Below are 22,644 nucleotides of genomic sequence, written 5' to 3'. Positions count from 1 at the left end.
GAGAAATCCAAAGGGGCGGCGGAGAACCCGTGACCGCTGAAGGATCCAGTCACGGAGCGAACAATAACTTTTAATTAGTGATTGCGTTTGCGTTCTGCTTCGTCGCGTCCTTGACGAAGTGAATCTTTAGTGGATTCTGCATAACGGCTCATCAATGTAGATACTTTTTCAGAAGCATCTTCTTTCGCCAAGCCGTAACGTTGTTGCACGATACCGGCGATGGCTTGTGCATCACCTTTTGTTTTTTCGAATTCGTCGTCAGTGATGTTGCCCCACGTTTTGCGAAGCTCACCTTTGATCTCATTCCATTTTCCTTGGATGACGTCTTTATTCATAACTACCTCCTGGTTTGGTTATTCGTATTTTACAAGGATTACTGCTTTAGAAGCTTTGTTTCCTACCAATGCTTGGCGATTGCCAATGTCATTGGGTGCAGCACCGATGTTTTCAAATGTAGATTTCGTTTTGTTATCGTCTGAATTTACTAGCTCAGCGAAAAAGCCTGGGCGTTTAGCCATGTTGTGACCATCGATATCAGCATCTGATTGAAGATCTTTTTTAAAGAAATCTTTCACAGCTGCTACACGATCGTCTGCTAGCTTTTTGTCGTTGCTCGCAACTTTTTGTCCCTCAGCAGGGTATTCACGGTCAGCCCAAGCCAAAACCTGGATCTCTTTCACATCACCGCGTGCATTTGCGACGCCAGCAAGTTGACGAAGTTTTTGCTTCTCAGTGTCTGTCACAGTGTTTTTGCCTTGAGGGAAATCAATCACTGTATAATAAGTTGCGCCCACTTCAGCTGCTGCTTGAGAAACTTTAGATGGAGTTTCTTGTTTTGCTTCTTGAGGTTCCGTTGTTGCGCAACCTACTGCGAATGCTGCTGTAGCTGCCAATGCCGCCGTTCCGAAAAGTACTTTTTTATGCAACATAATCGTTGTCTCCTTCTTGTCATTTACAGGGCTTAACGCCCCGGACAAGAATCTATTATGCATTTCGAGGGCCACTCGACTTTTTTGCTCAAATCAAATTTATCGCTAACAGAATCTGTAAAACATTACGTTTGGGGCAGAAACGGACTTTTGAGTTGTAGCTAAATGCCTCATGGGTTTTTAATTGGCTCATTAACTGGGGGTACAAAAGTTATGAATTCTCCAAAGCACATTCTACTTATTGAAGACGACTTGGATCTTGCGGAACTTGCTGTTGCATACTTCAGACAGAAAGATATTTCAGTCCATCATTGTTCTGAACCGCTGGAAGCACTTCAAAAAATTAAATCGGGCCGTATGGCACCCGATGCCATCATCACGGATTTAAATCTGCCACAGATGTCCGGTGTCGATTTCATTCGTCAGATGCGCAATGAAGGTTTGATGGTGCCTATTATTTTAGTCACTGTTTCAAACGACGTCGATACCGCAGTTTCTGCAATCGAAGCAGGGGCGTACGATTTCGTGGTAAAGCCCATTCACTTTCCACAACTATTAATTTCCGCTCAACGCGCATTTAAGTATAACTATTTAAATCGCGAAAATAAAAATCTGCGCGATGCCATCGATCAATCCAAAGGTTTAAGTCCTGATGGCATCATCGGAAAAAGTGAAGGCATTCGTCGTATCATTGAACTTTCAAAACGCGTTGCTAAAAGTTCGGCGACGGTTTCTATTACCGGAGAGTCGGGAACAGGGAAGGAAGTTTTTGCGAAAGCCATCCATAAATGGAGCAATCGCGCTGACAAACCTTTCGTTGCAATCAATTGCTCGGCGATTCCAGAAAACTTGTTGGAATCTGAACTCTTTGGTCACGCCAAAGGTTCCTTCACAGGTGCCCATGATAAAAAAATCGGCTTGTTTGAGGAAGCTGATGGCGGAACATTGTTCCTGGATGAAATCGGCGACTTAAATCTTTCACTTCAAGCAAAACTTTTACGCGTGCTTCAGGAAAAAGAAATCAAAAGAGTCGGGGAAAATCAGTCCCGTAACATCGATGTGCGCGTGGTCACGGCCACACACAAAGACTTGCGTGCCGAGGTTCAAGCGAAGCGTTTCCGTGAAGATTTGTTCTTCCGTTTGAACGTAATCCCCATCACGATTCCGCCACTGCGTGAGCGCCGTGAAGATATTTTGCCCCTGGCTGAGTTCTTCCTGAAAAAATTTGCCGATCTAAATAATTCTGGCATCACCGGCTTTAAAAAATCTGCAAAGGAATTCCTACTCACCCAAAATTGGCGCGGGAATGTGCGCGAGCTGGAAAATGCGGTGGAGCGCGCTGTGGTTCTGAGTTCCGGTCCTGAAATCGATGTTTCGGCCTTCCTATTATTTGATGACGGTCCGATTCAAGAGGAAGCCGAAGTGGATGAACGCAAAAACGCTTTCGTTTTCCGCTACGGCGAGCAAGTGGCGCCTCTGCAGGAGCTTGAGAAAAAGTATATTCAGTTCGTCTATGAGAAATGCGACCGAGTCAAAGACCTGACGGCAAAAACCCTAGGGATTGACCGTAAGACCTTGTATCGCAAACTTCAAGATGAAGTGGGTGGCGCCGAGTTGTCGCACTAAAAAGAAAAGCCGGGGAGACCGGCTTTTTTTTATTTTCTATTTGCTTCAGATACTTGAGTGTTTAATGTCCAGAAATCCCAAAGGTAACCGATTCCGAAAAGTCCCACAGTGAGGAACCAGATAATCCCTGTGAACCATTTGCCTAAGTAAAAACGGTGTATTCCTAAGTATCCCAAGAACGTAAGTAAGATCCACGCGATGGTGTAATCGTTTTGCCCGCTACGGAAATTTCTCGCAGCGTCTTTACTCATCCCGGGAATTAAAAAGAAATCAATCAGCCAACCTATTCCGGCGAGACCCAAAGTCAAAAACCAGATCGTACCAGTAATAGGTTTTCCATAGTAAAAACGGTGAGACCCCGTAAATCCAAAAATCCACAGAATATAACCGATGGTTTTAGAATGAGTTGGAACTGGCACCGGAGCCTCCCTCAAATGGGGTATTGAATAACTATTTTTTGAAATTCAAATTGTCGCAGTAATGACGAAGTTCTTGAATGCTCTCTCGGATATCATCCAAAGCTCTGTGGCTATTGGTTTTTTGATAAACATATTTGAACTTGTTATTGATGATCACTTTCCACGAAGACACGTCGACTTGGCGATAGTGCAGGCGGCCCGCAAGATCAGGCATGTATTTATTAATGAAGAGACGATCTTGCATGATTGAATTGCCACCCATAACCGGGCGATCTTTTGGATCTGGCCAGTGTTTTTTTACCAGGTCCACAAGCTTTGCTTCGGCTTGGTCTTCTGGCATGCCGTTTGGAACTTTAGCAGTGAGGCCCGATTTCTTGTGGTGCTCGGTATTCCAGGCATCCATGCTGTCCAGGAATTTTTGTGGTTGCTTTACCACGGTTTCAAAAACATCCAGCTCTTTAAAGTTTAAGTCTGTGACGATGGCTGCGACTTCGATTATGCGTTCTTTCTCAACATCAAGTCCCGTCATTTCCATATCAAGCCAAAAAATTTTATCCATGTGATTTCCCGTCGTTAAAACTTATTTTGGCGTAGAGGTGCCAGTTTGCAAAGCTGTTTCGACCGTCTTGATCAGCTTTTTCTCGTCCCAAGGTTTATCGATCAACGCAAAAACTCCCAGCTTTTGGGCTTCTTGAATGATGTCCTTTTGACCGTATCCTGTGTGCATGATGAAGGGAGTGTTGATACCGTTCTCACGCATCCATTTTAGGACTTCAATGCCGCTTTTCTTGGGCATCTTTTCGTCAGACAAAACAGCATCATAATGACCTGATTTAAGTTTCTCGATACCTTCAATCCCATTGGCTGCGGTATCGATTGTTTGAGCGGAGTCTTCGAGGATAGCGGTCAGAACTTCGCGAAGATCTTCTTCGTCGTCGATGATTAGGAGTTTGCCGGTACGAGCAGGTGCTTGAACAATCATGGGACAAGTATGTCTGAAATAAATGGGGGAGTCATCGGGGGAGCCGCGCAAAAACACCCGAATCGGCTGTATAGTTGCACAGAAAAGCCTGAGATTTCCTATGTTTGCACAAAAATGCAGCATCTAACCCCGAATCGGTGTCTATGGTGCATCAGTGAATGGGCAGAACCAAAAGAATCATTAAAATTTTTAAAATTAATGTTGATCTGCTGGGGCCGAGTAGCTATAACAAGTCTTCCAAAACACCACTGGGGTGGTAGTTAAGTTGGTTATAACGTCCGCCTGTCACGCGGAAGGCCGCGGGTTCGAGTCCCGTCCACCCCGCCATTTTTTCTCTCTTTTGGCTTAGCCGAAGCAATTAAAGAGGATGGCAAAATCACCGAAGCTGAGTCTTCGGTTTTTTTATGCCCAGAGAATCTAGAAAACAATTTCCAGACTATTCATAAGCTAGAAAAACTAGTGATTTTACCATTCCAAATTTCGACTAAGCCGTTTGGTGCAGTGGGTATGGTTTTAAAACTTCGCGAAGTCTTTTGCCAGCACGTTCTCTCATATTAGGCGGAAGTTGGCCGCTTATTCTTGTCAAAGCGTCGAAGCCAGTGACGTCTCTAAAGACTAATTCGTAAAATTGCGCACAGAAGTTTCCTAATGAATACTCCTGATCCGCGTTCAGATGTTTTCGTGCCACTGGATAAATGAATGCCTGCTGATTGGTGTTGTAGTTATGAAGTAAAAGCGGAATGTTGTCTTCAGGGTTTGGATTGGCAGCGTAACTCTTAAGCTTCGATAGGACCATCTCTTGATTGCGTAGGGAACTTTCTAAAAAATTAGTGGAGTCAGCAAAAGCTTCCACGGCCGAATACAAAGAAACTTGCTCTGCCATGAAAAGGCTGCGAACGTGACGAATTAAATCGTCGGTAAAAACTTTTCTGCTGAATTTATCCTGGCGAGGAAGTTTTTCGATATGCTCCGCTTTTCTAAGAGCTGAATTGTGCTGAACGTTTAAATAGCTATACAAACTCATGGGATCACTCCTTGGTCCTAAAAGATTCTGCTGATTGTGCTTAAGCAAAAGCCTCGCCATCTAATTAGGAACTTCTTTTTGCTTTAGAGAGGGTGAGTGATGGAAAATGCCACATGGCAAAGAGTAATTTTGCCCCAAATTCAACGAAGTGCCTTCAACTCAATGATCTTGTCGGATTGTCGTTTACTTTTACAAAAAGGTTGAGTTCGTTCATTTCGCATCTGCAATCACGAACATTCGATGACTCCAAAAAAAATCTGATGTCGTCTCGATGTAAAGCGAAGAATGTTCCATAGTAATCCGTAAACATTAAAAATTGTGCTCCTTCGGCGAATATGAAAATTGTTTCCTGATTCCTATTTCGTGTTCCAACATTTTTGCTAACCTAAACAAGGATTTAATTTCTTGGGGGAATATATCAATAGTTCGGGACAGACTTCATTTGTCATCGGCGAAGACAGTGGCTTTATGGTGGGGGCCATTTCAATCGCTGTGATTGCGATCGGGGTGCTAGCGACGACCGTTCTGTCACAAGTGACCATTCGCACGGAGCTCGCTAGCAAAGACCGCAATGATCAGTCGGCGCTCGCGCTTAAGACTCGTTTGGAGATGCTTTTCACTCATCATGATTTATGCCGCCAGAATCTGAAAACAGGAGCTTTTGGAAAAACAATCAAGGAAGCCCTGCTGTCATCGGAGCAGGGGGCAATTAGAATTGTAGATGCTCGTTACACCACATCGCCATCAAATGCTTCACCCAAAATTCTTTTCGGTTCTGGTAGTACCGCCAGGGGAGTTAAGATTTCAAAAATCGCTTTTGCTCCGGTGCCACCTTCGTCTTTGTCGGCTTTTGCAGCTGGAAGCGAGCTTCGGGGAACGAATTCTTACTTGGTAAATTTAGTCGTTCACTTCGAATCGTCTTTGACCGTGAATTCTCGGCCGATCGAAATCCCCTTTTATTTTGCCACCAATGGTAGCGGCGTGTTCACGGATTGCTTTGCTTCAACTCTTCCGTATCCTGAAAAATATCCAGGTAAAACTCTGGAAGACTTTTTATGTCAGGAAATTTCTGGGCCAATCTATTTTTTCGATCCTGAATCAAAAATGTGCATAGATGGGACGGTCTATCCATGAGTTCAGAACGTGGTAATGTATCTATTTTGTCGGTTTTGCTCAGTCTTGGAATCATGTCCATATTGATATTCGGAGTTATCAGTCATATGAGAAGTTTGGCCTTGGCAGTGCAGTCCGGGAATCAAAACACCAGCATTGAAAATGCCATGGCTCACGTGACGGCCGCTTTTGGTGCTGATGAAAGATATTGTACCTCTATTTTGGCCGGGCGAGTGGGCTTTAAGCCGAATAACCCCGTTGGCGAAAAAGTTAATCAGATTTCCTTTTATAATTTGATGAATGATAAACAAACCGACATCTTAAGTGCGGGAAAAACCTTTGATCCTTCAGGAGTGCGAATTAAAGAAATAAGACTTGTTCCGGTGACAATGCTCACTGCGAATACCGCCTTAGCTGAATTGGTATTTTCGTTTGAAAAAGGCCAAGAAGCATTGGGAGGAAGTCAAATCACACGCGCGCTTCCGCTTTATGTTGGATTCAACAGCGCGGGTATCGTCTTCTGCTCGACAACGGCATTCGGCCTCTACACAGTCCCTCAAAGGATCTGCCAGCACAATGGCTGGGGATTTTCATCCTATAATCCCATGTACAATTATTTGATTCCAGCCGCACCACCCGGGACTGCCGCATGCGCAGATATTGCAGCTGTGGAATGGGTTAAGGGTTTGACTTTGGATGAAGCGGATTGTGGTTCCAACCGAAGGCTTGCGGTGCCCTCGCGCTTTCAAAGCCGGCCTGATTTGCCATCTTTGAAGTTGTGTAAAGTTTCGCGGCAGGGGGCTATCGCTCTTCCTCCCAGAACCTATATGGCTGATGGAGGCGTGTTTAGGACTGTGACCCAGCCCCAACCCGCAAGTGCTTCTAAAGCTCATCCTGCGAGCGATAGCTGTGAATTTGAACACCTCTCCACCGTGCTGGAAGGTTCAGCTCCTGTTCAAACTTATGTAAGGTGTGTTCCCAGATGAATCAACGAGGATTTACACTGATTCAGATACTGGTTTCAATCGGCATAAGCGCCGTCATGATGTTGATACTCAGCCAGTTCACAGCTGAGTCTTTCAATTATGTTCACGGAATGAAGAGGTCCCTGGATATCGACGATACGGTCTCAGTGGTCCGTCGAACTTTGGCAAAAAATAATGAGTGCACATTGAACCTGGGAAATAAAGGCATCAAATTACCGGCAGGTTCTCAAGGCACCCTGATTAGTAGTTTTTATCATCATCAAAAAGATGGAACGGCTCTTTCACCACTTGTCAAAAGCGGTCAGATGGATGGCGGCGTGAAGTTAACACGCATGCAATTACGGAAAGTTGCAGCCATAGCGCCAGACGTAAGTGTCGCCAATCTTGTTTTTTCTTTCGATAAAGGACACAAGAAAATCGGATCGCGACAAAAGATCATTCCACTGGTGGTAAAAGAGAAAAATGGCATCATCGTTGAATGCTGGACGCGAGAATACACGCCTCGATATGTCCTGGATCTGATTTGCCGTCAGGCGAATGGTATCGACGATATTTTTATATTTGAAGAATGCAAAGCCGTTCAAGCGAAATGGTATACGGGAAGTTTGTATCATGCGGAATGCCCTAGTGGATCCAGTCCACGTCCTGCGCCTGATGTTCTGGACTGCAGAACGGAAGGGTATCTGCCCAATTCAGATGATTATATAGTGCGAGCTCCATCGACAAATGGGGGAACTTTGCAGGTGAGCCGTCCACCCGCAATTATTAGCTATGATTCCACAACCCGAAGCTGCACCTGTGCTTATGCAGGAGACCTTCCCACACCCGACGCAAAATGCGCGATCCGTTGTTTTGAAGATTGAACGTCGGGGGCCTGCTTTAGCTAAGGTGCAAAGATACGTAACGCTTTAGATAAAACCGAGAGCTTCACCGGTGTTTTGGTTTTGATATCCCCATCCACATCGACCTTCATAGGGCGGGTGGTAGAGATCGTCATGGATTGTCCACTTAATACAGTGACTGGGTGATCTTTGCGAAACTTCCCAGTTAAGAGGGATGGAATCAGAGCAAAACCCTGCCACCACTTTTCAACTTCGGTGCTGAGCGCGTGCAGAGTGTTGTCATCTAGGGTGGCGTCCTCGTGAATCACCAGGCCATTTCCGTAGTTTCGACCATTGCATACAGAAATTTGCCAGCTATAAGCACGATGACGTTTTCCATCGCATTCAATTTGCACACGGAGCGGGTTCATGCGCCATACGACTTTAAGGGCCATGAATACAAAGGCAAATACTCCCAGCCAGCGCTTCCATTCAGAGCGAACCAAGCGATTCACTTGCGTGCTAAGCCCCAACCCTATGACATTTACAAAGTGGATATCGTTGGCGACTCCTACATCAATGTTTTTAATATTTTTCTGATTGATTAGCTCCAAAGCTTTTTTATAGTCGGTGGGAATTTCCATCGAGCGCGCGAGATTGTTTGCAGTGCCCAAGGGAATTAACAGCAAGGGGAGTTGATGCTGTACTAATGCGGGTAAGGCTTCGTTAACGGAGCCATCTCCGCCGCCGACCAGAACAATCGGTTTTTGATCCCGATGTTTTTTGATAATGTCGACTATTTTGTCGTGTTTAGGATCAAAACTGGAATTCAACACATTATAGCCTTGGTCCTTCAACCAATTTTTAATTTCTGAATCCAACTGATTGCCCTGGCGCGCTCGAGGGTTGACGAAGACTAAGATATTTTCCATAACAATAGGATGAAGCGAGTGTTACACATTTCTGATTTACACTTTGGCCGAATCCATCCTCCTGCAATTAAATCTCTGGAGCAGTTTCTTCAGAGTGATGCTCTGAAGTTGGACCTGATCATTATGTCAGGAGACTGGACCCAACGAGCTCGTCGAGGTCAGTATCAGGATGCTCAAGACTTCATTAAAAAAATGCCCGTGCCGGTCCTGACTGTTCCCGGCAATCACGATATCCCTTTGTATAATTTCTTGTCCCGTCTTGTACAGCCCTTAGCGAACTATAACAAATTTATAAGGAATGTAACGGTTGATACGTATCAGGATTCAGAAATTGCAGCGATCGGTTTTCGCACCGCCACCGCGATCCGCTCTGTGGAAGGAAGGATTTTAAAATCTGATATCCTGCGTGCTGAAAAGTTTTTTAAAGAAGCGAACCCCGACGCCTTAAGGGTCATCGTATGTCATCATCCTATTTTTGTTCCTGAAGCTCTTGCCCAGATTCGTCCCAAAGAACTTATTCCTCGTCTGTTGAACTTGCGACCCCATGTGATCCTCAGTGGTCATTCCCACCTGAACTGGGTCGAGTTAGTAGATCCAGGAACTAATCAGGAAGTCTTGCATATTTCTGCAGGCAGCGCGACGTCGAGCCGATTGCGCGGAGAAGTCAATAATTTCCATGTCCTGGAAGTTTCTAAAGGTGCAGTTAAAGTCGAGACTTACTTTTTAGGGGATACGGGATTCATTGCACGCGAAGATCACGTCGCGCGCACGATTCAGTTTTTTTCGGGGCAAGCTCTTCAACCATGAAGGTTTAAATCAATCCACCTTCGCTCAATAGAGCTGCGCCAGAAATTCCTGGAAGTTCTTCGGTCAGGTTTTTTACCAGGAATTCAAAGCGTTCGATGGCTTGCTCTTTTCGAGCTGCATCGGTGCCTTCTAAGCCGTCTGCGAGCTCTCGCCACTCTGGTGAACGTAACAGAACTTCTTGCAAGGATTTTGTAAACACGTCAGCCCAGGTTGGTTGGCTGAACGTAAAATTCAAAGACAATGAATCCTCTTCGGTTGTGGTTTCATGCCAGTAACCGCGAGGGACAAATAGCACACAGCCTGGTTTCATTACGCAAGTCATACTGTCTTCCGGTAATTCATCAATAAGATGTGCGTGACATTGCTTTTCAAGGGCCGCCGGCATTTCTAAAGAGCCTGTTGTAAAACGCTCGGTCGGAAAATCCACGGATTCATTGGGGGCTAAACGCCAGGTTTTAGTTCCTTGAATTTGAATCACAAAATTGGCATTCGCATCGAAATGCAGGCGAGTGCCGCATCCAGCAGGTGTTGCATAAGCGATTGAACGGGCTTTGCATAGATCGTTTTCCTCTCCACCTGTGACCAATCCCAAATCCTGGCGGATTTGTTTTAACGAAGCCGCAATGGTCGCATCCTGACTTTGCATGGAATCAAAAACCAGGGTCATATTGTTGCGATAAGCTTTCAAAGCATCTGAGGGTTGCAAATGAATCGAACTGTATTCATCATCAAAATCGGGCAGGCACGCGCGCACTTGGCGTTGACGGGCTGCGATCAGTAATTCTAGATCCTGTAATTGCGGAAGTTCAAAAATGGTTTGAAGCTTGCCTGGTGTGGGCTTAATGAACAAGGGCTCCAGCGGCCAATTGGAGCTAAAGAATTCTTGTACACTAATGGGAGCTATAAGGTCTGCAAGGCCGATTTTTTTCATGGATTGAATTTAGCAAATTGCCGCAAGGCCTTCAAGAGAAGTATGATAGCTAGAAAAGATAAAGGACTCAAATATGGATGCTCATTACGGCAAAGTGATGCAAGCGAGAGATCAAATCAAAGACAGTGGAAGTAGGTTGTATTTTGCTTACTCGGGCGTGTTGGACCGCGAGGCTTTTGAAATCTGGGCTGAGGAGCACAGCTATCAGTTTTTCACATTGCCAGAAGGCCAGGTGGCTGAAGCAAAGGGTGTGGATTTGATTTTTGATTTCCCCTCACGCTGGTGGGGCGGACGTGTTGCTGGTTTGATTGAAAAAGAATCTTCTGTTTTCGGAAGGCTTTTTGAGATTCCAGCAAAGGAGTGGCCGATAATTCAACACAAAGAAGGTGTTGTGACGGGTATGTCGATCGAAACCTCATTGAAGGTTTTAGTGAATGGACAAGAATTTCAGGCGACTGCCTTTGTGACTTCGCCGAACCGTCGGAGTCTGGAAGGTCCTGTCAGTGAACGTTATCTGGAGGCGTTGGTGCGAGGCGCACGTGCTTCGGGATTGCCCGAAGACTACGTGGCTTCGTTAGTTTCGAAAGCACGATAGTTTAGTGCCTCTGTCGCGGATGTGAGCGAATCGTTACGCTACGTTCCTTTTTCCGAATGAAAAAAAGATCAAATTAAAATTACGATGATTAACTAGACAATGTTTTTACCTTAGACGGAAATCAGACTTCACGTTCAATAGCTCTCTTTTGACCCGGCTCGACGATTGCAACAATCGTGTGTGGGGGCATCATGAAAATTAGGGAGCAAATTTTCTTTCGAACATCGGTGATAGGCCTTGGTTGCCTCAGCTTGATAATTTTTTTGTCGGGTTGTGGGCAAGGTTTTGAGATCAGCAGATTTCCTTCCGGTGTGAGCGAATCTGATGTGTTGGGAAATACTGATAGCAATAAAGCGACCTTGGACGGGCAAAAGATTTATAGTGTGAATTGCGCGGGTTGCCACGGCGATTTAAGTGCAACCAGAATCGTCACTCCCACGATAGACAGTATCACTTTGAATCTGTCGAATCAGCCGGCGATGGCGGGACTTAAAACCGTGATGACTAAAGAGGCGATCTCGGCAGTGTCAGCGGCTATCACCGAAGCTCGCAGTGTATCCCTGCAATGTACGACGGCACCTGATGTGGGTTTTGTAAGTGCGCAACGTCTGAATAGAAAAGAGTTCGACAATACTTTGACCGATCTTTTAGGGATCACGACGAAATATAGCAGTACTTTTCCACCGGATGGCACGGCGAACGGGTTTGCTAATAATGCTCTCACTTTGGTTATCACTGCTGACCTCGCTGACAAAATCGCGACGGCGGCAGAGTCAGCGATTGCAGAGGCCTTTGCAAATGCGACCTTAAAAGCTAAAATTCTAACCTGCGATGCCCAGCAAGCAGCGTGTATTCAGACGACCTTGCAGTCTTTCTTAACCAAAGCTTTTCGTCGCCCACCAGATAGCGAAGAGCTCACTCGCTATACAACATTAGTAAACACCGTAAAAGCCAAAGGGGAGACGGGCGAGTTTGCTCTTCGTGTGGCACTGACATCAGCACTCACTTCACCCCACTTCCTGTTTCGTATTCCCGTATTGAGTAATCCAAGTACAACCACAACCGTGGCTTTAGGGCCTTATCAGTTAGCTTCTCGCTTGTCGTATTTTTTATGGAGTTCGATGCCCGATCAAGAGCTAATGAATGCGGCAGCTTCAGGAGCATTGTTGCAACCGGATCAATTGAAGGCACAGGTTCGCCGAATGCTTGCAAGTCCTAAGGCGACGGCACTTGTCGATAACTTTGTCTCTCCTTGGATTGGTTTGGGTAAAGTGGACCGAGTAACGCCGGATCCGGTGCTTTTTCCAACCTTCAACGAAACGCTTCGTTCTGATTTGATCACTGAAACCAAATCATTCGTCAGTGATATCTTTAAAAGTGATGCGAGCTTTTTTGAAATGTTGACGGCGAATTATACGTTCTTAAATGACCGTCTGGCGGCTCACTATGGAATTACAGGAGTGACGGGCGCAACTTTCCAGAAGGTCGTATTCCCTGACAGTAAACGCATGGGATTCCTGACTCAAGGGTCGATGATGGCAGTCGGTGCGAATCAGTATTATAGTTCCATCGTAAAACGGGGGAATTTGGTTTTATCGAATGTTTTGTGTTCGCCACCACCACCTCCTCCGCCGGGGACTGTCGCAGTTATCACCGAAGATCAAATTATCAACCAGACTCGCCGGGATATCTTGGCTCATCACCGTGATAATCCCGCTTGTTTTAGCTGTCATACGCAAATTGATCCGATAGGTCTTGGGTTTGAACACTTCGATCCACTGGGCAGATACGTGCTGGTTGATGAAAAGAATCGCAAGTTGGATTCTTCAAGCACTATGCCGAACGGAAAGAGTTTCACCGATGCAGTCGGCATGATTTCTATCGTGTCACAAGATGCAAGATTCAAAAGCTGTGTAGCTGAAAAAATGCTGATCTATAGTTTAGGTCGCAATGCTGAATCTTTCGACCGTTGTACGATCAATCGTATCGGTCAAAATATGGTTGATCCAAATAAACCAATATCAGACGCAATTACGGAAATGGTTCTCAGTGATCCATTCCGAAAACAACGCGGCGGGGGCAATTAATTATGAGTCAAAAAATCGATCGACGACGTTTTCTAATCAGTGCCGGAAGTTTGATTGCCTTGCCTATGTTTGAATCTCTCTGGCCGACGCAGGTTTTGGCCCAAGTGGCCAGTGCGCCGAATGTTATATTTTTAAAGTTTCCTCTGGGAGTTATTAAAAACAGCTGGAGACCTTCGGGGAGTGGGACGAGTTATACCTTGCCTTCGGCTTTATCGATGCTCGAGCCTGTCAAAGGAGATTTGATTTTCCCCACAGGACTTCATAATTTTTGTCCCGTGAATGGAATTCACGCGAGTTCCAATGCGGCTTTCTTAACCGGAACCGAACCGCTGGATGGGGGCCTGCGCGTCGGGCAGTCTATTGATCGCTTGATTGCTGAAAAGCTGAGTCTGACAGCAAGTCCTCGCACAATTCAAATCACTGCCGCGGATGCGTCTGACAGCGATACAGGAAGTGGATTTAATTACAGTAGCACCTATGGAACCAATATCTCTTGGATCAATGCGACGACTCCCGCAAGTTCTTACAATACGCCAGCAGCGGTCTTTAAAGCCATTTTTCCAAGTGGAGTGGGGAGTGGTGCCACGCCAACTCCCACGCCTTCTCCGACGGGTTCGGGTAATATTGCAAACTATCGTAAGAACATCCTCGATAATGCCGTTGGCGAGATCGGTGTTTTAAAATCAAAACTCGGTGCCTCAGATAAGGCGAAACTTGATCAATATCTGACCGGACTTGATGAAGTCCAAAAGAAAATCGCGACTGTCACTCCGCCGGTCACAACCCCTCCAGCAACATCGAACGCCTGTGTGGCCGGCACGATGAATTTAAATCCCAACAAATATGATATTGACGCTTTTACGGACACAAATTTGGAAATAATCAAGCTGGCTATTGCCTGTGGTCAGTCACGCATCATTTCTTATCACCTGGATTATGAGTACGGCAGTCACTTCCCGGTGCAAATGCACAGTATCTCGCATTACAATGATGACCCAAGATTCAGAACCCAGTACGAGGCTTTGAATAAAAAATGGGCCGAAAAGTTTTTGCTTTTAATTAACAAGCTTAAGTCTGTGACGGATGGGACCGGAAAAACACTTTTTGATAATACCATCATCGTCATTGGCTCGGGTTTGAATGATGGTCAGGGACACGGTTCCACGGACCTACCTATCATCGTGGCAGGGCGCGGAGGCGGATTGAAACCAGGAAAAGTGGTTTCCACGAATGCTCCATTATCGAATTTGTGGATTTCAGTGGCTCGCTATATGGGAGTCAATGTTTCCCAATTCGGTCGAAGTACGGGGGATTTGGGGATCTAGGATTTCTTCCTTTGTCGTTCTTCTGAAGTGTGTTTCCAAATAATCGCTAAGAAGGGCTCTCCATAGAGCCTCATTTTTTCCGGTGTGATGCCAATGATGCTTTTCATAGATTCAACGTCTTGTGGCATCTGCTGGGCCATCTGAGTGAGGGTTAAATTTTTGAATACTAAATAGGCGGGAATATTTCTCTGTTCGGCGAGCCGGTTTCTTTCCCGTCTGAGATCTGAAAAGAGCCTGCGGAAAAACTGATCAGAATTACCAGTCGGTGGAGCTTTAGATTTTTCAATTATAAAGGTATGTCGGACGGGCGTAGAATAAGTTTTAGTTTCTAATCCCGCATAGTTTCCCAAAAGGATGCCATTGTGTCTTTCACAAAGCACCTTTTTCTGCTCTTTGAAGCTGGGATATCTTCCAGTTTTTTTCTTTTTCCAATCTAGCCAGGCATGGACTAATTCATGCTGATGTCGATCCATCACACACAGATTGATGAGTCTATTATCTGATTTGATACCATTTATATGATGGACGATTTCGTTGGGAAATAGCTTTCGTTTCAATATGAGCTTTGCAATGTGCCTGTGTTCATATTCGTTCGATCCTTTAACAACTATATAGCCCTGATTGTCTTGATATCTATTTTTCGAGGGCCTTCGTTTAGGAAAAGATAAGATTGTGACAATGATGACTAGAGAAGAACCAATCCAGAAGATTCTTGAAAATATAATAGTATTGGGAATGAGAATCGTCGCGACGGCACAGACCATCGTGAATAGTAGAAGTGCGTTCACTAAAAGTTGCCGTAGTTTTCGCAAAAACCGTCGCATAGTGAACTGATCGACAGTTCCCAGACATAAATGAAATCGAATTAGAAGGAATCGACGGAATGGATTCGCTTTGTTCTGATGTGGGACGGGCTATTGGCTTTTTAACCGGATCCTTGTTCGTCTTTGATACATGTGCACGCCTTCAGTGAGGCAAGCAGCCGCCGCAGCGGGTGTGGGGCTGCCCTCATCTATTTAAGTGCGTTTTCGATCGCGGTAATCAACATTGGGTCGTCAGGTGTTACGTTTGGAGCAAAGCGGGCGATGATTTTGCCGTCACGACCGATTAGAAACTTTTCGAAGTTCCATAGGATGTCTTTATTGTTTTCGCGGTGAATGCCGTAACCTTTAAGAACTTCTTCAAAGTCTTCGCCTGCTTTTTTATTCGCATTGGGTTCGGTCTCTGTCAGATATTTATAAAGAGGGTGTTGGCCTTCGCCTTTTACTACGATCTTTTCAAACATCGGAAATTTGACACCGAAGTTGGCGCGACAGAATTCTTGAATCTCGGCATTGGTGCCGGGCTCTTGTCCTTCGAATTCGTTAGCGGGAAAACCCAGTACTGCAAAATCTTGAGATTTGTACTTTTCAAAGACTGTCTCCATCGCCTCATACTGAGGCGTAAGTCCGCACTGAGAGGCTACGTTTACGACTAATAAAACTTTACCTTTGTACTCGCTTAGATTGGTATTGATGCCTTTGATGTTTTTCAGCGAGAAATTATAGATTGAATTCATGGTGTACTCCTCAAGTCAGCGAATGGAAGGATTTTGATTTTATACAAGTTCGCTGGTGCTTCGTACAAGGACTAGCCATGTCGCAGGCAGTTACCGAAGCGGAGGTGAATTGGATTAATTTGAACAAAAAAAAGGTGCCAGGTTTTAACCTGGCACCTGGGAGTCTTTAATCTAGTGGTGGAGGGTTATCGATCATCTCCTGCATCGTCGCACCAAATCTTCCGTTGGGCACGATCATCGTAGCTTTGCGCCAGTCTTTTGTGGCCAGGATAAAGCGACCTTGACCGATACCTGGGGCATAACTCCAAGAAGTATTAATCGAAGCTTTGTCTGGCCAGTAGTCGGCGCCCACGTTCGCTAAAAGCTTAGCTGAGTCGCGATCGTCGACTCCATTCGGATTATCAAGGATCAGGCGTGTATCCATCGAGACAAACACGGCGCGAATGTCTGCTGGGTTACTCAAGATCGTTTGCGATCCATACCCGTGCCCGAATTTTGGATAATCCGGTTTGAACGAAACGCCTCCTGTGGCTTCTTTGCGATCTCCACCGTCAGCGGCGAAATCAAACGGATATTTCCAAGTATCTGTATATGGAGGAGCCGCATCGTTTTTCAATAAAGTCCACTTTCTTGTCGCTTGCGAAAGTGTGTAGACCTTTAAGTTACGATACTGAACTCGACTGTTTGTCGCCTTATTGCCGTCAGCTTCAAAGACTTGCATCCATGAATTGATCAGTGTGCAATACGCCGGTTTCGTATACGGGAACCAGCTTGGAATATCCGCTTTGGCTGGCGACTGCATGATAATCATAGGGTAGCGTTGCCATTCATAACGAATGTCTGGAATAACAGCTTCGTGCGTTTTCGCAGTTTGCGCGGCGACGACTTGGGCCGCAGTAATTGAAGTCGCTGGTGGGGATACCGTTGGCGAAGGCGACACAGTCGGCGATGGAGAAGGAGACGCCGTTGGTGACGGTGATGGTTTAGGTGTTACTGTTGGAGAAGGGGACGGAGATGGCGACGGCGACGGCTTAGGAGTTGTCGTTGGTGAAGGTGAAACAGTCGGCTTAGGTCTTACCCACCATCGACTTCTGTTGGCGCTTAATCCATCACTTGAGTCATTGGATTCAGATGCGAAAGACAAAGACTCATCTTGTGAATTTTGACCTTGGTAACTCCCACTCGAATTACAACCAACTATGAGGGCTGGCAGGATCAAGGACATTGTGTTTTTAGTAATTGACTTGAAAGGTGTTTGTATTTGTTTTTTCATAAATAAAGTATCGGGCGAACATGATTATTTTTATAGCCCCATTTTTCACATTCTCATTCAAGAACGAGCACAAAAGATATACAGCTGACGAAGTTTAGTGCGATGAGGGGCGAAGTGCTTTTTATTTGCGGATGAAAAACAAAATAAGAGAAATGAAAAATTCCCTGACAGTCCCAGGGAAACAAAATTTTCCGAATGTAATCCGCCATTGGTTCAGTTCAGGATGTTCCGAAGTACAGCGGTAATTTGGAGTTATTTTGGCAGCGCAGTTTGCGATTTGATAATAGATAAGAGCTCTTCGTTTTGTCTGCGTAAAAGCTCATTTTGTTCTTTTAAGATGGTCACTTCGTTTTCCACGCGCAGCAGTCTGTTATCATGCTTCGTAACCGAGTTTTGCAGTCGCGATACATATTGGTGCAGTTCTTTGATGGCTTCGATCAAGGGCCCAATCAACATTGAATAAGCGACAGATTTAATACCTGTGGTTTTATCTTCGCTGACTGCTTGAGGGAATGTAGTTTCGACTTCCTGAGCGATCACGCCCAGCTCCTGTCGGTTTCCTAGTTTCAATTCTGGATGCACTTCGTGATTCCAGTCGTAGGTGACACCGCGAAGGTTTTCAATTTTAGACAGTGCATTGGGAATAGTCTCAATATTCTTTTTAAGACGTTTATCGGAAAGGTTGTTGTAGGCTGAGGTGCCCGCCACAGAGCCATTCACATGCAAAGTATAAGTTGGTAGGGGGATGCCGATGCCGACTCGTCCATTGTCGTTTAGATACAATATGTCGCGGTAGAAGGAACCCTGAGTAGTATCGTGAACACGGAACCAAAGGCCTCCGCCATAAATTTTCCCTGCTGAATTATCCGCGAAAATATTGTCATTGATCTCTTGACCCAATCGAATGTTTGTAAATTCCCCTCCGGTATTAAATATACCGTGTCCAACAACATCCAGTGAAGCAGCAGGGGTTGTCGTTCCGATTCCCACGCGGCCCTTAAAGAAATTTGTTGCGGCGCTGTCTGTCTGATACACACCATAGCGATTCGTGACCGTCCCACCTGCAGACTTTGTACCTAAAAATAGATCATACATATTCGTGATCGTCCCAGTGGAGCTATTAGGACTTATCACAACACCATATGCATTCGTGGTTGTCGGAGTGTTTGCAGGAACAGCATTTTCATGTCCGTATACAACACTTGCGCCCATAAGCGAATCGACTTTGCCATTGTCAACATTGCCAGAGTAGCGATTTCTGGCTGCACTGATCCACATTGCCTGATTGGTGGAGTTCACGGTTACACTGGCTGGAACATCGAATGACAAGCCCGCGGTAGACGCCTGAGAGGAATGTGTTGAGTTGGCAGCAGGAGCAACACGCATCCAAGCCGAAAACGAGGTATAATTTCCGGTTGTGGCCGTATCTAAAAAAAGTGAGTTGACGTAAGAGTTCGTTTCAATGGTGCTGAAATCCGTCGGATATGTTGCCTTGTCGCCAAAGAATGCTCCACCCACAACCGACAGGGGAGACGGTGGTGATGTTGTGCCGATTCCGACCTTGCCGGGTTCTGTAATATGAAAATTAGGAGTGTATCCTTTATGTCCTAGGCTTAAGCGACGCTGAGTTGTATCTGAAGAGTTGTAGTTGTACTCGATGGATCCAGCTTGATAGTTGGCGTAATCTTTACCGATCAAAATATTCGTTTTGCTGTAGGTGTCACCGATGTTTGGTGCCAAAGCGGCTAAAGTCGTCAAACCTGAAATATTTGATTTTAAGTTTTCAAATTTCACGAGAGGTTTCGATCCATCTGGCAAGGTTTGACTGACATGAAATAAAGCCCCAGGCGTAGCAGTGCCAATTCCGACGTTGGACGAACTCGTGAAAATATTTGAATTCGTTAAGGTGTTGGCGTCGCTATAATAGGGAACGTAGCCAGCAGTACCAGTACCATCAAGAGTGCCTGCGGGAAGATCTGTGGAAGCCAACGCTCGGAATGTCGGTGTCGCACTTCCTGCGGCTGGGCCTGCGAAAACAAGGCCTGCGGATTGGGAAGCAAAATTAGATCCGCTGATCGTTATGGTCGAGCAAACGAATGAATCAGAAGCGGAAGACCAAATCACAGCCTGACCTGCCGTGCACGTGGTTGACGGCCAAGGGCTTGCGGCAGTTGCGTTGATCAAGTCAGTGTAAGTAAGTTTCGTCGCGCTCCATGCGGCACCACCCCAGCGCAGAGTTTGTCCTGTCACTGTGCCGTTAGAAATCGAAACTGCCGGTGTCGTTGTACCCGTTGCCACGGACAGAGGAGCGGTGGCTGTCACACTTGTTACAGTGCCAACAGTCGGCGTACTCCATTTTAAACCACTCGCTTGAGAGCTATCCGCAGTCAACATTTGACCATTTGATCCGACGCCCAGACGAATATTATTTGTCCCATCGCGAACGATGATATCACCCTTAGTTGTGACGGGGCTCAAAGCATCAAACGCTGCAGTTTGGGTTGCTTGACCGGTACCCCCTTTAGTGATCGGAACTACGGCGGATAAGTTTGCGGGATTTAAATTCGTTAGAGCGGATCCATCCACCGCAGGAAGTTTGGAAGCAGCCGTCATTTGCACGATTTGATTTGCTCCAGTACCAACGTTAACTGCAATTGAAACAGAACCCGATGTTCCTCCGCCAGTCAGTCCTGTGCCGGCAGTGACACCCGTGATAGTGCCACCAGATCCCGCTGCGGAAGCGATAAGATCCCAAGTCGTTCCATTGTCCCGATAGATTTCTTTTGAATCTGTGGCGATATAGATATTTCCGGCAGCAGTAACTGCTCCCTTGGCAGCAGCTGTTCCTGATTTTATACCTGGAGTGCCGCCTAGATTTTTTACGGCATCAGTGATTCCATAACCACCCAGTGTGGTCGGTAACCCCGTAGTGATCTTTGTAAAGTCCAAAGAGGGGATATCAGCAGCAACTAAAGCTGCTCCTGAAGTCACGCGACCATAGGCATCGGTTGTAACTTTCTGGTATGTACCTGCAGTACCCGTCGTAGGCAGGGAAATGACAGGAGTCGTAGTGCCAGTGGCAACATTTATTTGACCAGCAGTTCCAGTCACGGAAGTGACTGTGCCCACAGTGGGCGTACTCCATTTTAAACCACTCGCTTGAGAGCTATCCGCAGTCAACATTTGACCATTTGAACCGACGCCCAGACGAATATTATTTGTCCCATCGCGAACGATGATATCGCCCTTGGTTGTGACAGGACTTAGGGCATCAAAGCCGGCAGTTTGGGTTGCTTGGCCGGTACCCCCTTTAGTGATCGGAACGACGGCAGATAAGCTTGCGGGATTTAAGTTCGTTAAAGCAGATCCATCAACGGCTGGAAGTTTTGCGGCTGCCGTCATTTGTACGATCTGATTCGCACCAGTACCTACATTGACCGCCAGGGAAACCGTGCCTGATGTGCCGCCACCCGTAAGGCCTGTGCCAGCAGTGACTCCCGTGATGGTGCCACCGGAACCTGCCGCAGAGGAAATCAAATCCCAAGATGCACCGTTATCACGATAGATCTCTTTGGAATCTGTTGCGATATAGATATTGCCGGCACTTGATACCGCACCTTTTGATGCAAGCGTTCCTGATTTAATACCGGGAGTGCCTCCCAGGTTTTTCACGGCATCAGTGATACCATATCCTAAAAGAGTCGTGGGTAAGCCGCTTGTGATTTTTGAAAAACCCAAAGCAGGTATGTCGGCAGCAACCAATGATGAACTGCCTGATGTCACTCGGCCTTGTGCATCTGTTGTGACCTTATAGTATGTTCCAGCAGTACCAACACTCACCAGAGATATAACGGGAGTTGTGGTGCTGCTCGCGACGCTGACTTGCCCGGCAGTTCCTGAAACCGAAGTGACAGTACCGGAGTTGGAAGTATCAGTCGCGGGAGCCCACTTAACACCGTCATATTTTAAAACCTGACCTGTGGTTGGCACGGTGGAATCTACGGCAATACCTTTAAGCTTATTAACAGTGGTGGCACCAATTGCTCCTGAAACATCTCCGGCCAAAGCGACGTTGATAGACTGACATTGGAAATTATTTGAAACTGAATTCCAATACATCGTTTGATGTTGGGCACAGCTCGCCGAAGAAACAGCAGATGAGAAACTTGATTGTGTCATCAAACCAGACAGAGTTCCTGATAACCCATTCACATCAGTCGTTGCAATAGTGGCTGGAACCCAGTTGGAGCCATTATACTTTAAGTATTGAGAAGCAGTCGGAGCCGTTGAAGAGATGGAAATTCCTTGAAGCTTGGTCGCATCACCAAAACGAGCATCATTACCTGCTGCTACACTGCCAGCGGTGGTGCCCACGTTGATGCCGATCACAGGAATAACCGCTGTACCAGATTTAGTGAGGGGAGATGAGACATTGATATCACTCACAGTCCCTGTACCGCCGGAATCATTTTGACAAGAAAAATTAGTTCCATCAAAAGTCAGATACTGGCCGAGTGAACAAGACGAAACAGAAGATTTCAAAACGAAGTCAGAAGGTAAGTTGTTACCAAGTTTCGCAGAGGAATAAGAAAACGTCGAAAAAGGAACAGAACGGATTTCTGAATTCGGAGTGATCGCATTCCACCCCAGACCATCATGGAATTGAACTTTTAAAAGACGAATTTCTGTTTCGGAAGGTCTATACGTACCGCCAGCCGCACAAGGCAGATCCACAGAGTTTTTGAAAGCATCACGAATATCAGCAATGGGACCCGTCGGAAAAATGCGTGTGCCTGATCCAATCGGCACATCAAAGATCCCTTGAGAGCCTTGCATATTCACGTGATCTTTTTGCTCTTGCCAGAAAGTACAATTCCCAGATGCATTGGTGATCTCGAATGCGAAACTCACGCTATTGTATTCTAATGGAGTCCCATTGGGCTTAATGATACGACCTTGATAAGTAAACGACGCCGGAGAAGCCACGGCGGCCCCTGCAAGTAGAAAGCATAAAATGAGAATCCCAGACGTCCAATTTCTCATGATCAGTTATTCGGCAGTCTGAAGGGAACGCTTTATTAAGTTCGCTCTTAAGCGATGAATTATAGGATTTTTTCTGCTCCAAAATTGGAAAGAAAAACAGAACGTTAACAGTGCGAAAGAACTTGTTCGATCGTTAACAACAAAAAGGTGCCAGGTCCTCTTTCTTGTTATGATGCGACAAGAAAGAGGACCT

General features: G+C 45.9%; 20 protein-coding genes, 1 tRNA gene and 1 pseudogene. 9 read left to right on the top strand and 13 right to left on the bottom strand.

The features are described from left to right. Nucleotides 1–74 precede the first annotated feature (74 nt). Nucleotides 75–335 (bottom strand): CsbD family protein, encoded by a 261-nt coding sequence (locus ACLSU7_RS05585; protein WP_181606732.1) that lies wholly within the window; start codon nt 333–335, stop codon nt 75–77. An 18-nt stretch (nt 336–353) separates the two neighbouring features. Beyond that, entirely contained in the window at nt 354–929 is a 576-nt protein-coding gene (locus ACLSU7_RS05580) for a hypothetical protein (RefSeq protein ID WP_413294569.1), read from the bottom strand. A 213-nt stretch (nt 930–1,142) separates the two neighbouring features. Here ACLSU7_RS05580 and ACLSU7_RS05575 point away from each other — a divergent pair, with 213 nt between their 5' ends. Beyond that, entirely contained in the window at nt 1,143–2,555 is a 1,413-nt protein-coding gene (locus tag ACLSU7_RS05575; RefSeq protein WP_413294568.1) for a sigma-54-dependent transcriptional regulator, read from the top strand. Nucleotides 2,556–2,584: 29 nt separating this feature from the next. On the opposite strand, the gene ACLSU7_RS05570 is transcribed toward ACLSU7_RS05575, so the two are convergent. Genes ACLSU7_RS05570 through ACLSU7_RS05560 form a run of 3 tightly spaced genes read right to left on the bottom strand, consistent with a single transcriptional unit; the run spans nt 2,585 to nt 3,956 of the window. After that, on the bottom strand, nt 2,585–2,974 hold the full coding sequence (locus ACLSU7_RS05570) for an NINE protein (protein ID WP_413294567.1): 390 nt from the start codon (nt 2,972–2,974) through the stop codon (nt 2,585–2,587). A 31-nt stretch (nt 2,975–3,005) separates the two neighbouring features. Further along, nucleotides 3,006–3,533, bottom strand: a complete 528-nt coding sequence (gene orn / locus ACLSU7_RS05565; protein WP_413294566.1) for an oligoribonuclease — start codon at nt 3,531–3,533, stop codon at nt 3,006–3,008. Nucleotides 3,534–3,554: 21 nt separating this feature from the next. Then, nucleotides 3,555–3,956 (bottom strand): response regulator, encoded by a 402-nt coding sequence (locus ACLSU7_RS05560; RefSeq protein WP_413294565.1) that lies wholly within the window; start codon nt 3,954–3,956, stop codon nt 3,555–3,557. A gap of 250 nt (nt 3,957–4,206) precedes the next feature. Here ACLSU7_RS05560 and ACLSU7_RS05555 point away from each other — a divergent pair. Then, nucleotides 4,207–4,283: transfer RNA gene (locus tag ACLSU7_RS05555), tRNA-Asp, on the top strand. A 157-nt stretch (nt 4,284–4,440) separates the two neighbouring features. Here the strand turns inward: ACLSU7_RS05555 and ACLSU7_RS05550 are convergent. Next, a complete protein-coding gene (locus ACLSU7_RS05550) occupies nt 4,441–4,980 on the bottom strand; it encodes a hypothetical protein (RefSeq protein ID WP_413294564.1) in 540 nt (179 codons plus the stop codon). A gap of 405 nt (nt 4,981–5,385) precedes the next feature. On the opposite strand from ACLSU7_RS05550, the gene ACLSU7_RS05545 reads away from it, so the two are divergent. The 3 genes from ACLSU7_RS05545 to ACLSU7_RS05535 all read left to right on the top strand — a co-directional run bounded on the left by ACLSU7_RS05545 (nt 5,386) and on the right by ACLSU7_RS05535 (nt 7,942). Then, on the top strand, nt 5,386–6,114 hold the full coding sequence (locus ACLSU7_RS05545; protein ID WP_413294563.1) for a hypothetical protein: 729 nt from the start codon (nt 5,386–5,388) through the stop codon (nt 6,112–6,114). Further along, nucleotides 6,111–7,079 (top strand): hypothetical protein, encoded by a 969-nt coding sequence (locus ACLSU7_RS05540; RefSeq protein ID WP_413294562.1) that lies wholly within the window; start codon nt 6,111–6,113, stop codon nt 7,077–7,079. The genes ACLSU7_RS05545 and ACLSU7_RS05540 overlap by 4 nt, the downstream gene beginning before the upstream one ends. Nucleotides 7,080–7,189: 110 nt before the next feature. Continuing rightward, the gene (locus ACLSU7_RS05535) at nt 7,190–7,942 is read left to right on the top strand and encodes a hypothetical protein (RefSeq protein ID WP_413295458.1); all 753 of its coding nucleotides are present in this window, start codon (nt 7,190–7,192) and stop codon (nt 7,940–7,942) included. Between the two features lie 20 nt (nt 7,943–7,962). On the opposite strand, the gene ACLSU7_RS05530 is transcribed toward ACLSU7_RS05535, so the two are convergent. Continuing rightward, nucleotides 7,963–8,832, bottom strand: coding sequence for a lipid kinase (locus ACLSU7_RS05530; RefSeq protein WP_413294561.1), 870 nt, complete (start codon nt 8,830–8,832; stop codon nt 7,963–7,965). 9 nt (nt 8,833–8,841) lie between these two features. Between ACLSU7_RS05530 and ACLSU7_RS05525 the strand changes: the two genes are divergently transcribed. Continuing rightward, the gene (locus tag ACLSU7_RS05525) at nt 8,842–9,639 is read left to right on the top strand and encodes a metallophosphoesterase family protein (protein ID WP_413294560.1); all 798 of its coding nucleotides are present in this window, start codon (nt 8,842–8,844) and stop codon (nt 9,637–9,639) included. Between the two features lie 4 nt (nt 9,640–9,643). Here the strand turns inward: ACLSU7_RS05525 and ACLSU7_RS05520 are convergent, their stop codons facing one another. Further along, on the bottom strand, nt 9,644–10,570 hold the full coding sequence (locus ACLSU7_RS05520; RefSeq protein WP_413294559.1) for a JmjC domain-containing protein: 927 nt from the start codon (nt 10,568–10,570) through the stop codon (nt 9,644–9,646). 73 nt (nt 10,571–10,643) lie between these two features. Here ACLSU7_RS05520 and ACLSU7_RS05515 point away from each other — a divergent pair, with 73 nt between their 5' ends. The 3 genes from ACLSU7_RS05515 (at nt 10,644) to ACLSU7_RS05505 (ending at nt 14,577) form a co-directional block, all read left to right on the top strand. Next, entirely contained in the window at nt 10,644–11,165 is a 522-nt protein-coding gene (locus tag ACLSU7_RS05515; RefSeq protein WP_413294558.1) for a gamma-glutamylcyclotransferase, read from the top strand. 311 nt (nt 11,166–11,476) lie between these two features. After that, complete coding sequence (locus tag ACLSU7_RS05510) at nt 11,477–13,252, top strand: DUF1592 domain-containing protein (protein ID WP_413294557.1); 1,776 nt, start codon at nt 11,477–11,479, stop codon at nt 13,250–13,252. Between the two features lie 2 nt (nt 13,253–13,254). Beyond that, nucleotides 13,255–14,577, top strand: coding sequence for a DUF1552 domain-containing protein (locus ACLSU7_RS05505; RefSeq protein ID WP_413294556.1), 1,323 nt, complete (start codon nt 13,255–13,257; stop codon nt 14,575–14,577). Here the strand turns inward: ACLSU7_RS05505 and ACLSU7_RS05500 are convergent. From ACLSU7_RS05500 to ACLSU7_RS05480, 5 genes and pseudogenes are all read right to left on the bottom strand, one after another. Beyond that, entirely contained in the window at nt 14,574–15,050 is a 477-nt protein-coding gene (locus ACLSU7_RS05500; protein ID WP_413295372.1) for an HRDC domain-containing protein, read from the bottom strand. The genes ACLSU7_RS05505 and ACLSU7_RS05500 overlap by 4 nt on opposite strands. A gap of 21 nt (nt 15,051–15,071) precedes the next feature. Continuing rightward, nucleotides 15,072–15,341, bottom strand: a pseudogene (locus tag ACLSU7_RS05495) (hypothetical protein); the annotation flags it as partial. A gap of 248 nt (nt 15,342–15,589) precedes the next feature. Beyond that, nucleotides 15,590–16,135, bottom strand: a complete 546-nt coding sequence (locus ACLSU7_RS05490) for a glutathione peroxidase (RefSeq protein ID WP_413294555.1) — start codon at nt 16,133–16,135, stop codon at nt 15,590–15,592. 166 nt (nt 16,136–16,301) lie between these two features. Next, nucleotides 16,302–17,408 (bottom strand): hypothetical protein, encoded by a 1,107-nt coding sequence (locus ACLSU7_RS05485; protein ID WP_413294554.1) that lies wholly within the window; start codon nt 17,406–17,408, stop codon nt 16,302–16,304. A gap of 252 nt (nt 17,409–17,660) precedes the next feature. Further along, nucleotides 17,661–22,451: a tail fiber domain-containing protein gene (locus ACLSU7_RS05480; RefSeq protein WP_413294553.1), complete on the bottom strand. Its 4,791-nt coding sequence runs from the start codon at nt 22,449–22,451 to the stop codon at nt 17,661–17,663. Nucleotides 22,452–22,644 lie beyond the last annotated feature (193 nt).

This window comes from Bdellovibrio sp. HCB185ZH, assembly GCF_047302455.1.
Lineage (GTDB): Bacteria > Bdellovibrionota > Bdellovibrionia > Bdellovibrionales > Bdellovibrionaceae > Bdellovibrio.
The sequence above is the reverse complement of the archived record's forward strand: the minus strand, read 5'-3'. Positions and strand labels throughout refer to the sequence as shown.